Source organism: Tamlana sp. s12 (assembly GCF_016767215.1).
In the GTDB taxonomy this organism is placed as follows: domain Bacteria; phylum Bacteroidota; class Bacteroidia; order Flavobacteriales; family Flavobacteriaceae; genus Pseudotamlana; species Pseudotamlana agarivorans.
Window position 1 is genome coordinate 2,439,467 of record NZ_CP068547.1, and the last position, 13,853, is coordinate 2,453,319.

At 32.3% G+C, this 13,853-nt stretch carries 12 protein-coding genes; 7 read left to right on the top strand and 5 right to left on the bottom strand.

The window, feature by feature from the left end:
* Window positions 1-276 precede the first annotated feature (276 nt).
* The 4 genes from JJL45_RS10670 to JJL45_RS10685 all read left to right on the top strand — a co-directional run bounded on the left by JJL45_RS10670 (window position 277) and on the right by JJL45_RS10685 (window position 6,542).
* On the top strand, window positions 277-1,407 hold the full coding sequence (locus JJL45_RS10670; protein ID WP_082935965.1) for a DegT/DnrJ/EryC1/StrS family aminotransferase: 1,131 nt from the start codon (window positions 277-279) through the stop codon (window positions 1,405-1,407).
* A gap of 149 nt (window positions 1,408-1,556) precedes the next feature.
* Complete coding sequence (locus JJL45_RS10675) at window positions 1,557-3,356, top strand: nucleoside-diphosphate sugar epimerase/dehydratase (RefSeq protein WP_317191933.1); 1,800 nt, start codon at window positions 1,557-1,559, stop codon at window positions 3,354-3,356.
* Between the two features lie 28 nt (window positions 3,357-3,384).
* On the top strand, window positions 3,385-4,161 hold the full coding sequence (locus tag JJL45_RS10680; RefSeq protein ID WP_068603982.1) for a polysaccharide biosynthesis/export family protein: 777 nt from the start codon (window positions 3,385-3,387) through the stop codon (window positions 4,159-4,161).
* 5 nt (window positions 4,162-4,166) lie between these two features.
* Window positions 4,167-6,542 (top strand): GumC family protein, encoded by a 2,376-nt coding sequence (locus JJL45_RS10685; protein WP_068603981.1) that lies wholly within the window; start codon window positions 4,167-4,169, stop codon window positions 6,540-6,542.
* Window positions 6,543-6,636: 94 nt separating this feature from the next.
* Here JJL45_RS10685 and aroB read toward each other — a convergent pair whose 3' ends face one another.
* Entirely contained in the window at window positions 6,637-7,704 is a 1,068-nt protein-coding gene (gene aroB, locus JJL45_RS10690; protein WP_068603979.1) for a 3-dehydroquinate synthase, read from the bottom strand.
* Between the two features lie 143 nt (window positions 7,705-7,847).
* Between aroB and JJL45_RS10695 the strand changes: the two genes are divergently transcribed.
* The 3 genes from JJL45_RS10695 (at window position 7,848) to JJL45_RS10705 (ending at window position 10,437) form a co-directional block, all read left to right on the top strand.
* Window positions 7,848-8,114, top strand: a complete 267-nt coding sequence (locus tag JJL45_RS10695) for a transposase (protein ID WP_068602456.1) — start codon at window positions 7,848-7,850, stop codon at window positions 8,112-8,114.
* Between the two features lie 35 nt (window positions 8,115-8,149).
* On the top strand, window positions 8,150-8,992 hold the full coding sequence (locus tag JJL45_RS10700; protein ID WP_242521431.1) for an IS3 family transposase: 843 nt from the start codon (window positions 8,150-8,152) through the stop codon (window positions 8,990-8,992).
* A gap of 248 nt (window positions 8,993-9,240) precedes the next feature.
* Complete coding sequence (locus JJL45_RS10705) at window positions 9,241-10,437, top strand: IS256 family transposase (RefSeq protein ID WP_068604578.1); 1,197 nt, start codon at window positions 9,241-9,243, stop codon at window positions 10,435-10,437.
* Between the two features lie 47 nt (window positions 10,438-10,484).
* On the opposite strand, the gene JJL45_RS10710 is transcribed toward JJL45_RS10705, so the two are convergent.
* The 4 genes from JJL45_RS10710 to JJL45_RS10725 form a co-directional block, all read right to left on the bottom strand.
* The gene (locus tag JJL45_RS10710; RefSeq protein ID WP_068604580.1) at window positions 10,485-11,501 is read right to left on the bottom strand and encodes an SDR family NAD(P)-dependent oxidoreductase; all 1,017 of its coding nucleotides are present in this window, start codon (window positions 11,499-11,501) and stop codon (window positions 10,485-10,487) included.
* Between the two features lie 79 nt (window positions 11,502-11,580).
* Window positions 11,581-12,174, bottom strand: coding sequence for a sugar transferase (locus JJL45_RS10715; protein WP_082935983.1), 594 nt, complete (start codon window positions 12,172-12,174; stop codon window positions 11,581-11,583).
* Window position 12,175: 1 nt separating this feature from the next.
* The gene (locus JJL45_RS10720; protein ID WP_068604582.1) at window positions 12,176-12,550 is read right to left on the bottom strand and encodes a DUF4258 domain-containing protein; all 375 of its coding nucleotides are present in this window, start codon (window positions 12,548-12,550) and stop codon (window positions 12,176-12,178) included.
* Between the two features lie 34 nt (window positions 12,551-12,584).
* A complete protein-coding gene (locus JJL45_RS10725) occupies window positions 12,585-13,784 on the bottom strand; it encodes an alanine dehydrogenase (protein WP_067149363.1) in 1,200 nt (399 codons plus the stop codon).
* Window positions 13,785-13,853: the final 69 nt, after the last annotated feature.

The window sequence follows — 13,853 nt, forward strand, 5'->3', positions numbered from 1 at the left end:
GAATTGATTAATAGCACATTAGTTTGATTGTATTAAAGTATAAAGATGATATTTTAAACTCTCTATAAATATCTAATAAAAAGTTACAAGAATAGATTATATAACTTTTTAATCACTTTAATATAGGTAGTGCTAATAATGATTTACGATTTGGTTTTATATGAACGAGGGAATTCATTCACGTTTTTTTATGGTATCAATATCGTAGTTTAAATTACTATGACAAGGTCGTATGTGTAAAAAAGTAAATGATAATTATTTTGAATAATAAAATTAATGTTGACTAAAACAAAAATATACTTATCATCACCTCATATGGGAGGTTCGGAACAAAAATTTGTTGCCGAAGCATTTGATACTAATTGGATTGCTCCATTAGGACCAAATGTTGATGGTTTCGAAAATGACATAAAACAATATTTAGGAGATAATAAAGAGGTGGCTGTTTTAAGTTCAGGGACAGCTTCAATTCATCTAGCTTTGGAGCTATTACAAGTTTCACAAGGGGATGAAGTTTTATGTCAAAGTTTTACTTTTTCCGCATCTGCAAATCCAATTATTTATCAAGGAGCAACTCCTGTTTTTATAGATAGTGAATGTGATAGTTGGAATATGTCGCCAGAGCTATTGGAAATTGCTATTCAGGATAGGATTGAAAAGTATAAAAAGCCTAAAGCGATTATTGCTGTTCATTTATATGGTATGCCTTATAAGGCAAATGAAATTAATCGTATCGCGCAAAAGTATGACATTCCAGTTATAGAAGATAGTGCTGAAGCTCTAGGGAGTACGTATAACAACCAAGCTTGTGGGACACTTTCTGATATTGGAATCTTATCATTCAATGGCAATAAAATTATAACAACTTCTGGTGGAGGCGCTATGATTGTTAAGAGTAAGGAAATGAAAGATAAAGTTGTTTTCCTGTCTACGCAAGCTAGAGATCAGGCGCCACATTACGAACATACTTCTATTGGATATAATTATAGAATGAGTAATGTTTTAGCAGGAATAGGTAGAGGGCAAATGGAGGTTTTGAATGATAGAGTTCGGGCAAGACGAAGAAATTTTGAATTTTATAAATCGGCTTTAGAAAATTTCAATACAATTAAATTTCAAGAAGAAGGAGATAATGTTTATTCAAATAGATGGATTACTTGTATTAAAACCGATTCTTTCGCTAAAAGAGAACAAATAAGGTTGGCTTTACTTGAAGACGATATTGAGTCCAGACCACTATGGAAGCCTATGCATTTACAACCTGTATTTAAAGATTATCTCCATTTTACTAATGGAGTTTCTGAAGATTTATTTGATAAAGGGCTATGCTTACCTAGCGGATCTAATTTAACGCAAGATGATTTAGATAGAATAATTAATAGAATTATAAAAAATCCAAACTTATGATTAAGAGTTACCTCTCATATCTTTCTCAGAAATACGCATCAAAATGGTTAGTTTTTGGAATTGATTTAAGCCTAGTGTTAATAACCTTTTTGTTAGCATATTTAATTCGATTTAATTTCACATTCAATTTTGACTTAAATCATTTATTCATGCAATTACCATTTATTCTGGTTGTAGCATCATGTAGTTTTCTGTTTGTTGGATCATTTAAAAGCGTCATAAGGCATACTGGGTTTACAGATGTGATAAATTTGTTTAAATCAATTGTTTTAATGTCAGGAATATGTGTGACTCTCGTTTTCCTGAATAGTATGTGGAATGTATTACCAAGTTTTACCATTCCTCTTTCAATTATAGTAATGCATGCTTTGCTTAGTTTTGTGTTATTAGCTTCAAGCCGTCTGGTTTTCAAAATTGGTTTTAGATATTTTAATTGTAAATTAAATACTTCAAAACGTGTTTTAATTTATGGCGCATCAGATTCAGGTATAATAACTTACAATGCTTTAGTGAGTAATGTAAATTCTACAGTTCAGGTTGTTTCATTTATAGATGATAACCCTAAAAAAAACGGAAAGAAAATAAATGGAATCCCTATTATTATTGGAGAGAAGGTTACCAATAGTTATATTGAATTAAATGGAATAGATGAAATTGTCGTAGCGTCTCAGTCGCTTACTTCGGTGAAACTAATTAAATTGGTTGACGAATTAATAGATTCAAATGTTAAAATAACTAAGATACCTCCAATAGAACAGTGGATAAATGGAGAACTTAGTTCTAAACAGATTAAACAAGTTCAAATTGAAGATTTATTAGGTCGAGCACCAATTGAAATTAACAATCCGAATCTTTTAAATGAATTTAAAGGAGAAACTGTAATTGTTACTGGTGCAGCAGGTTCTATCGGAAGTGAATTGGTTAAACAGCTCTCAAATTTTAATGTTAAGGAGCTTATTTTAGTGGATCAAGCTGAATCTCCACTTTATGATATTCAACAAGAATTAAAAAGAGATGGAAAGCATAATTTTGTTGCTATAGTAGCTGATATTAGAGATAGCCTTAGATTGGACTCTATATTTCAAAAGCATAGACCAACAATGGTTTTTCATGCAGCGGCGTATAAACATGTGCCACTTATGGAACAAACACCTTATGAGGCTATAAAAATTAATGTTAATGGTACTAAATTATTAGCAGATACAGCTTCTAAATATCAGGTTAAAAAGTTTGTTTTTGTATCTACAGATAAAGCTGTTAATCCTACTAGTGTTATGGGGGCTACAAAGCGAATGGCTGAAATGTATATCAGTTGCCTTCAAAAGGAAAGTAAAACAAAATTTATTACAACTAGATTTGGAAATGTTTTAGGTTCTAATGGTTCTGTAATTCCTTTATTTAAAAAACAAATAGAAAATGGAGGTCCTTTAACCTTAACTCATCAGGAAATCACAAGATATTTTATGACGATTCCTGAAGCCGCTCAACTTGTTCTTGAAGCTGGGACTATGGGAAAAGGTGGTGAAATTTTTATTTTTGATATGGGTGAATCTGTTAAAATATTTGATTTAGCCAAGAACATGATAAAGTTATCAGGATTAAGATATCCAGAAGATGTGGATATTAAAATTACAGGGCTAAGACCAGGAGAAAAACTTTATGAGGAGTTATTAGCTAATGGTGAAAATACCCTCTCAACTTATCATAAAAAAATAATGATAAGTAAAACAAGGGAGTTACCATACATCAAAATTAAATCTGAAATTGAAGAATTGTGCAAAATAAATCGTTTTCAAAATAACAACATTGTTATGAAGATGAAACGCATAATTCCTGAATATAAATCAAACAATTCTGATTATGAAAAATTTGATAAACAAGTTCAGCATTATAAAAAAGCTAAAAATATTAGTAGAGACGGCTCTGAAAAAACTTATAGAAACTTATAAAAATTCCTCCTCCCCAAATTATTATAATATGAAAATATCGATTCCGATAATAAAATTAATCATTCCTTTGATTACTGTTTTAGTTATAATTACATCTTGTACAACTAAAAAAGAGGTTGTGTATTTCCAAAATGCTAAATCTTCAGAAACTGTTGTAGATACAGACACGTTCACCGCGAAACTAAAAATAGGAGATATTTTAAATATTTACATTTCTACGTTAGATTTATCAGTTGCCATGCCATATAATCTTGTTGAAAACTCTACAGTTGGGAATCAAGGAAGTGCTATAGCTGTAGATTATTTAATAGGTCCAGATGGTACTATTGATTATCCTGTTTTAGGAAAAATTAAATTGGTTGGATTAAGTATTGAAGAAGCAAAGGAAGTTTTAAAGAAAAAATTTTCCGAAGGAAAATTACTTAAAAATCCAGTGGTGATTATGAGGATTAATAACTTTAAAGTTTCTGTAATGGGACAGGTAAATAAACCTGGGGTTTATGAGGTTTCAGGGGAACGTGTTTCTATCCTAGAAGCGCTTTCAAGTGCGGGAGATTTGACAATTACAGGGAGAAGAGATAACATTTTAGTTATTAGGGATTTTAATGGATCAAAAACATATACAAGAATTGACCTTACAAGTAAAGAAGTATTTAATTCACCAGTCTATTTTTTAACGCAAAACGATGTTGTTTATGTTGAGCCTAATACAAAAGGAATTAGTGCCGGTTCAGGTGATGCAAGAATAGGCTTGTTTGCTTCTTTGTTAGGTTTAGTAATAACTTTAGGACTTTTAATAAAGTAATAATTATGAGCTTAGGTCAGCATAATTCAGGTTTAAATAACGATAATAGTAAAGTCGATTTTAAAAAGGAAATTTCTATTTATATTAAACAATGGAAATGGTTTGTTTTAAGCTGTATATTCTTTTTGTTTTTGGCTTATTTCTATACTAAAAATACTACCCCTTTATATTCTGCTACAGCTAAAATAATGTTACTAGATAGTGATACCGGTGCAGGTAATCCTGTACTTCAAGATTTGTCTATTTTATCTTCTGATGATAATTCTATGGTTGAAGATGAAATACAGGTTTTAAAATCAAGACATTCTTTAAAAAATTTAGCAAAAAAGTTAAAATTATATGTTACTTATTATGCTGTAGGAAGAGTTAATGAATACGAATTATATAAAAGTAGTCCAATAGAAATTAAATTTTTAGCTTCAGATTCAATTATTCAAAATACATATAGTCAATTTTATTTGAGTATTGTTTCTAAATCTAAATTTGAATTCAAGTTTGAAAAAGACGATACACCACAAAATTACTCCTTTGGTGAAACTATTTCCACTCCTTTTGGTGAAATAATTGTTATACCTAAAGCAAATATTGGAGGATCAATTGGATCTAATTTAAAAGTTGCAATAACCCCTGTTGATTACGTGAGTGGAGCACTGAATAGAGAGTTATTTGTTTTTCAGTCGGGAAAGGGATCTAAAGTGTTAGACATTCATTTGGATGCTCCCAATGTCGATAAGGCTATTGATATTATTAATGGATTAGTAGAAGGTTATAATTTAGCCACTATTGAAAAAAACAAACTTCGAGCTCAAAATACTGCAAATTTTATAAATGATAGAGTTGAGTCATTAACTTCAGATTTGGTTAGTGTTGATGATAGTATTGTTAAATTTAAAGTAAATAACCAAATCACCAATATATCTTCCAAGGGCGGCATGTTGTCAACATCAAGTATGACTAGCGAACAGCAACTACAAGACCTTAAAACTCAAAGAAACATGTTAGATTACATGTTGGGGTTACTTAAAAACAATTCATATGAGATTATCCCTTCTAATTTAGGTGTGGGAGATGTTTCCATAAGTGCTTTAGCAACACGGTATAACGAACTTTTGGAGAAAAGAAAAAGTTTAATGAAAAGTGCAGGTGAAAATAATTCTGTTGTTATAGAGTTGGACCAAACTTTAAATTCAATAAAAAAGAATCTTTATGAAAGTGTTAATAATAATATTAAAACAATAAGCATTCAAATAAATAGTTTACAAAACCAACTAAGTAGTCTTAATTCTAAAATTGCTTATGTGCCGGCACAAGAAAGCAAATTAATATCTATTCAGCGTAGACAAAGTATCAAAGAATCGTTATATTTATATTTACTTCAAAAACGTGAGGAAGCAGAAATATCTCAAACTACATCATTACCCAGTGCAAAAGTAATTGATCCTGCCTATAGCTTAGGAAAAGTAAAAGACAACACAACCATATTAATTATAGGGGCTCTTTTTCTCGGATTATTAATTCCATTCTTAACTATTTATGTTATTAATTTATTAGATACTAAAATACATAATAAAGAAGATCTAGAAAATGTGATTAGAAATATTACAGTTTTAGGTGAGATTCCGAAAATTCAAAATGCGGGAGACAAACTAATTAGGTACAATGATAGATCTATTCTATCTGAATCATTTAGAATTATTAGGACAAATTTTGAGTTTTTGAAACGGGATAACAAACCTTCAAAATACCAAAATGTTATTTTCGTAACCTCGACAATAAATGGAGAAGGAAAATCATTTGTAAGTTTAAATACGGCATTAACTTTAACAAATACAGGAAAAAAGGTTCTTCTAGTTGGAACCGATTTAAGAAATCCTCAAATTTTTTCAGCAATTAAAAAAGATGCTTCAGACCAAAGAGAAGAAACAGGTTTATCTGAATACTTATCTGATTATAGTATACAAATAGAGGATGTCATTTCTTCTAGAGAAGTCAATGGAATTAAATTAGATTTATTATTATCCGGACAAATTCCTCCAAATCCAGCGGAATTACTAATGGATCAAAGGCTTGAAACTTTATTCGATACGGTTTCTGAAAACTACGATTATGTAGTCGTAGATACCGCTCCGTCAATGCTAGTGACAGATACGTTATTGATGCATAAATACTCAGGTCATACCATCTATGTTACAAGAGCGGGTTATACAGAAAAACGTATTTTAAACTTTGCTTCAGAATTACATCAATCAAATAAATTAAATCACATGATGCTTGTGGTTAACGATGTAAAAGAATCCAATTTTGGATATGGAGCAAAGTATGGCTACTATGGTGCTCCAGAAAAGAAAGGCTTTTTTAAACGAAAGAAGAAAAAGGTGTGAAATTTTAAATTTGGAAAAACTTAAAATAAAAAAGAGGTTTAAGTATGTTAACTTAAACCTCTTTTTTATTTAATAGTTATGAAGACAATTAATTTTAACTGGCGTAAAAATTGAATGCATCTATAATTGTCTCTTCTTCAACCAAACAATCTATTTTAGTTTTACCAATATCTTCTAGTAAAACAAAATTTATATTACCGTGAGTGTTCTTCTTATCGTACTTCAGTAATTCTATAATAGGAGCGTATTCTTGTTTGTCAATATCAACTTTACCATAATACCCCGTTAATAGGGATTTAATTGCTTCTGTTTTTTCTTTCGGAAAGCTAGTGAGTTCAGTAGAAATGTAACATGCTAATATCATGCCTATCACAACAGCTTCGCCATGTAATAAAGTAGTTTTGTTAGGGTTGCTTAAAAAATACGATTCAATAGCATGCCCAAGTGTATGTCCGTAATTTAAGGTTTTTCTTAATCCATTTTCAAATGGGTCGATTTCTACAACATTCTTTTTAATTTCAACCGATTCGTAAATTAATCGATCTAAATCATTTAAAGAAAGTTTCGATAAATCTTCAAAATTACTCCAATACGATTCCCCGGTAATAAGGCCATGCTTTAGCATTTCTGCTAATCCTGAACGCATTTCATTTTTAGGTAAGGTGTCGAGGTATTTAGTGTCTATTAATACCAAATCAGCATTACTTATAACACCAATTTGATTTTTTAAGGCACCTAAATCTACACCCGTTTTTCCTCCAACAGAGGCGTCAACCATAGATAGGAGCGTGGTAGGTATATTCACATAAGCAATTCCTCGTTTAAAAGTGCAGGCTACAAATCCGCCTAAATCGGTAATAACGCCACCACCAATATTTATCATTAAACTTTTTCTATCGGCATCTAAATCAGATAAAGTATTCCATACGCCAACACAGGTGTCTATGTTTTTATTAATCTCTCCAGATTCAATCTCAATGATTTCAATAGTAACCTCTGTTTGTAATTTTTCTAAAAAAATAGGTAAACAGTATTGATGTGTATTTTCATCAACTAGGATAAAAATTTTAGAAAAATTCTTTTTGGATAAATATTCGTTTAAGGATGAATAGCACGTTTCATTAAAATGAATAAGACTATCATTGGCTTCAATAGAGTTCATATTATGTGTTATAATTTAGAAGCCGTGAAATTAAGGAGTTTTTGTATAAAATTATAATCAAGAGCTAATTTCTTTTGTAGGCTTCCCTAAAAATAGGACAGTAAATAATTCGAATTTATTAACTTTAAATTCAAACTGTTACAATGAAACACAGCAAATTTAGCGAGAGCCAGATCATAAAAGCTCTCAAGGAAAATGAACAGGGAAGATCGGTAGGCGATCTATCGAGAGAATTAGGAATAGACAAAAGTACGTTCTATTACTGGCGAAAGAAGTATGGAGGTATGGAACAGCAGCAGCTTAAACGGCTTAAGGAGCTCGAAGACGAGAACAACAGGCTTAAACAGATGTACGCAGATGTGAGCCTAGATAACAAGATGCTAAAGGACGTATTGTCAAAAAAGTTCTAAAGCCTTCCGACAAAAGAGTTCGTGCAAAGTATCTTATCAAAGCATATGTTATCCCTATCATGCGCGCCTGCAAAGTTGTAGGCCTTAGCAGATCGATGTGGTATTACCATAGTAAAAAAGATGATAGCGAGGTTATAAATAAATTAACCGAGCTTGCTGAGTCATATCCGACCAGAGGTTTTGATGAATATTATTATAAGATCCGTCGCGAAGGCTTACAATGGAATAGAAAACAAGTGCTGCGTGTTTATCGAGAGATGAAACTCAGTTTAAGGCGTAAACACAAAAAGCGTTTGGTTAAACGTGTGAAACAGCCTTTAGAAACACCTTCTAGCCTCAATGAGTGTTGGAGCATGGATTTTATGAGCGATGCCCTTACCGATGGCAGAAAAGTGCGTGTGTTGAACGTTATAGATGATTGTAATCGAGAAGCACTAGCTATTGATGCAGGGCTTTCGTATCCAGCAAGAGCTGTTGTTGAAACACTAGAGCTCTTAAAGGAAGAGATAGGAACACCTAAATATATTAGATGTGACAATGGTCCAGAATTTATATCTAAGACCTTTATGAACTGGTGCAAAAGGAATTTTATAGAAATCAAATACACACAACCTGGTAAACCGATGCAGAACGGATATATAGAACGCTTCAATCGCTTCTTTAGAGAAGATATATTGGATGCTTATTACTTTAATGACACCTATCAGCTCCAAAGAATCAGTGATAACTGGAGAGAGGACTATAACTTTAATCATCCGCATAAATCTTTAGGTAATAAATCCCCTAAGGAATATATGCCCAGATTTGATGAAGAATTTAAATTCTTCATCAAATCTGACCTAAATAATAATTATTTGTCGAATTTTAAGGTGTCCTAAAAAGGGGAAGCCTACATTTTGATTTAATTTTTGTCTTTAAAATGAGGTGTTAGTTTGGTGCATATAAAGCGATTAAACTAAGCCAAGGTATGATTAAAGAAAGTTTAGTAATATTGATTTAACGTATTCAGGCGTATCATTTGGTTTTATAGATTCCAAAGGCAGTATCTCACAAAGTGTGTAAAGATTAAATATCGAGGGTTGCAACCCTCGATATTTTTTTGTTTAATTTTAAAATTTACACACTTATGAAGAAAGAAGATTTTCTAAACGACGATTTTTTAAAACAGTTTAAAACAGGAGACGAACTAACCTCCTTTCTAAAATCCATCCAAAAGCGAGGTATTGAAAAGATGCTAGAAGGGGAACTTGACGCTCATTTAGACTATGAGAAACATCAGCAATCTAATAATAGCAATACCCGTAACGGCTATGGGTCTAAAAAGATAAAAACAGCTTTAGGAGAGGCTAATATTAAAGTTCCCAGAGACCGAGAAGCTTCTTTTAACCCCATGCTGGTTCCTAAACGCACAAACATGGTTGACGGCATAGAAAACGTCATTGTCAGCCTTTATGCCAAGGGCATGAGTAATTCTGATATTGAAGAGCAAATCCGCGAAGTCTACGATTTTGATGTATCTACATCTACCATATCACGTATCACAGATAAAGTTACCAATGATATTGTTGCTTGGCAAAACAGACCCCTGGAGCCCGTATATTTAATTACTTGGATGGATGGTATTGTATTTAAGGTTCGGGAGAACTCCAAAGTCATTAACAAAACCATGTACATCGCCGTAGGGCTCCGTAGAGATGGTAAAAAAGAAGTCTTAGGACTTTGGCTGGGTAAGAATGAATCGGCAGCCTTTTGGATGAGTGTACTAACCGATATGAAAGCCAGAGGCGTTCAAGATTTGCTTATCACGGCCACAGATAATCTTAACGGTTTTACCGACACCATTAAAAACGTTTTTCCTGAATCTAAAACCCAAATTTGCGTGGTACATCAGATTCGTAACGCTTGTCGCTATGTTGTTTGGAAAGACAAGAAGGAATTTACAAAAGACATGAAAAATATCTATGATGCACCCACCAAAAATGCAGCAAAAGCCGCTCTAGAGGACTTTGCTCAGAAATGGGAACACAAGTACTCTTATGCTATTAAAAGCTGGAGAGACAATTGGGATGAGCTTACTGCTTTTTATGAATTTCCTGTTGAAATTAGAAAAATCATTTACACTACCAACCTGATTGAAAACCTTAATGGAAAAATCAGAAAGTACACTAAAAACAAGCTCTCATTCCCAACAGATGAAGCTGTTATGAAATCCACTTTTTTAGCCCTTAGAGAGGCTACCAAAAAATGGTCGATGCCTATTAGGAACTGGGGTATTATTTTAAACCAGTTTTTAACTATATTTGAAAAAAGGGTTCAACTTTAAAAAAGTTAAACCCTCGATTTATAACTTACACACTTTACGGGATAGTGTCATTCCAAATTTTTATAGTTGATTTTCAATGTGCTACTATTGTTATTATCAGTTTCAACTAAATAAACATCTTGTATATCTGTGGGGATTAATTGCTCATAATCTGTGACTAAATCTTCCGTAAGTTTTTCGCCTACACGTAACTTGGTTACTTTAATGTTAGAAGCTTCATGTACTTTGTTGTAATTAAATAATAAGCGCTCTACGATATCTTTTATTTTAATGGGATCTCCCATGTTAAAAGTAAACGTGTTACCTGAAGGTGATATTTGAGTACTAATTTTTAATATAAGCTGACAAGCTTTTTGTTTGCTTATAAAGTATCTTGAAACTTTAGTATTTGTTAATGTGATGTTTTTACCTGATTCAATTTGAGTTTTTAATAAGGGAATTACAGAACCATTGGATCCCATAATATTTCCAAATCGGGTAGTGATAAAAGTAGTTTCTGAAACTGTATTTAAATGATTGAGATAATCTTCGCAGATACGTTTCGACATCCCCATAATATTTATAGGTTTTACTGCTTTATCTGTTGATACAAAAACAAATTTTTTCACTTTATAAGCTATCGATAAATCAGCTAAAAGTTTTGTGCCTAAAATATTGTTTTTAACCGCTTTATACGGGTTTTCTTCCATTAGCGGTACATGTTTGTAGGCAGCAGCATGAAAAATAAGGGTAGGATTATACAAAGAAAATAAAGATTCTATAGCCGATTTATCAGTTATGTCTAAGAGTTTGAAAACGATATCTGTTGTATTTTCAAATTCAAGATCTTTAATCAAGTTGTATAAAGGTGATTCTGCAAAATCAACTAAAATAATTTTTTGGTATTTCCCTGCAACCAATTGTTTGGTGAGTTCACTACCTATGGTTCCAGCAGCTCCAGTGATTAAAATAATGTCCCTAGAAAAATCGAAATACTCATTCCTGTTAACAGCCGTTTTCATGAATGAAAATAGACCGGAATCAGATAATAAGTCATCAATAATTTTAGCAGTAGATGAATTCATTGGAGCTTTCTTTGATGAAATATAGGTGTTTTGAATTAAACTTCCACAGAGATCGGAGATTATTCCGCCTATAGAAACTTTATTTTGTAATAACCTGTATGATGGTTAATCCAATAAGTTTTAAATCGAAAAAAAAGTTACGCTTTTTAATGTATTCTTTATTATATTTTAATTTATCTGGAATTATAGTTTCAATGAAAAATTTTTCTGGGTCGTCTGCATTTTCCAATAATTCCACTTCATTTCTGTACTTTAACGAAGCAAGCCCAGTGATTCCAGGTCTAACTTGAAAAATTTTCATAATATCTTCATTGTAATAATTCACATAATGTCGTAACTCTGGTCTTGGTCCAACAAAACTCATATCACCTATAATGATATTAATTAGCTGTGGGAATTCATCAATTTTATAGCGTCTTAAAATATAGCCAGCTTTGGTAATTCTAGAATCATGGTTACCTATGGTTAATAAACCTTTATTGTCTGATTTGACACGCATGGTTCTAAATTTATAGATATTGAAGTCTATGTTGTTTTTTCCAACACGTTTTTGAATAAATAAAACTGGACCTGGAGAATCGAACTTTATAAGAATGATAATAATAACAAAGAAAGGTGAAAGTAAAACAAGCCCAATTAAAGCAAAAACAAAATCAAAACATCGTTTTATCATACTACGAGTTTAATTTAAAGCTTTTTATGGTGGCTATACTATCACAGTTTTCAACGGTTAGTTGGATGTTTCTGTCATTATGTTCTCCTTCAATACTATAAATTCCACAAGGTTTTTGTCTGGGATTACTGTCGGAGAAGTTGATATCGCCTTTTTTTAAGATTGTAGAAATTTCAGAGGAGTCGGTATATTTGTCATAAATGGATTGCTTAACCTCTGGACTATATATAATTTTCTTTGAATTTATATTTTTTAAAACCCTAGCATCAGGTCCATAGCTACAAGATGTTTTTTTGCCGCTTAAAAAAAAAGCTAAGATTATTAAGCCTAAAGAGAAGCCACCTAAGTAGTAGCCAATACGTTGAATAAGTTTCATTTAAAAGAGTTGAGAACAATAAATGGGTGAACTTTTAAAATATAAGCAAGTTTATATCGCTATATTTTAAATCGTACCATTCACCAACAGATTTGCTTGTTAAAATTCCGTGGTAAAAGTACAACCCATTTTTTAAACCTCGATCTAATCTTAAAGAATTTTCTATACCGCCATCTTCGGCAATTTTTAAAAGATATGGGGTGAAAATATTACTTATCGAAACGGAAGCAGTTCTCGGATAACGTGCAGGGATATTAGGCACACAATAATGAACAACATCATGTTTAAGGAAGGTAGGTTGCTTGTGGGATGTCACTTCACTAGTATCAATACAGCCACCCATATCGATGCTTACATCAATAATAATCGCGCCTTTTTTCATAGATTCAACCATGGTTTCTGTAACGACAATTGGCGCTCTGTTTGAACCACGAACGGCTCCAATAAGGACATCACATCGTTTTAAAGCTTTGGCTAAATTTTTAGGTTGAATGGTAGAGGTAAATATAGGTCGACCCAAATGGGTTTGAATACGGCGTAGTTTGGTGATAGAATTATCAAATACTTTCACACCCGCACCTAGTCCAAGGGCACTTCTAGCAGCAAATTCACCAACAGTTCCAGCGCCTAAAATGACAACTTCAAGGGGTGGCACACCACTGATGTTTCCAAACATAAGTCCGTTGCCATTTTTAGGTTCAGATAATAACTCTGCAGCTATTAATACGGAAGCCGTCCCAGCAATTTCACTTAATGATTTTACAGCAGGATAACTACCGTCGGTATCACGAATAAACTCAAAAGCTAAAGCTGTAATACGCTTAGTAGCCAGAGTTTCAAAATATTTTTTAGTTTGTGTTTTTAATTGTAGCGCAGAAATTAAAATGGTTTGCGGGTTTATCATTTTAATTTGTTCTAGAGTAGGGGGTTCTACTTTTAGAATCATCGGACACGAAAAAACTTTAGCCGTGTCTTTGGTGATTTCGGCGCCAGCCTCGCTATAATCTCTATCTGTAAAATTGGCTCCGTTTCCTGCTCCAGACTCTAATAAAACACGATGGCCATTACTCACTAAGGCGTATACGGCATCGGGAGTTAAGCAAATTCGTTTTTCTTGGAAAGCTGTCTCTTTTGGTATACCTATAAATAACTCTCCTTTTTTTCTGAAAATTTCTAGAGTTTCTTCCTGTGGAATAAGTTGTTGCTTGGTAAAAGGTGATAATTGCTTGGCCATTAGAAGGTGCGCTTAATAAAAATTCAAATTACAAATAAATTTTATAATGATGCTGATTCTTGAGAAATA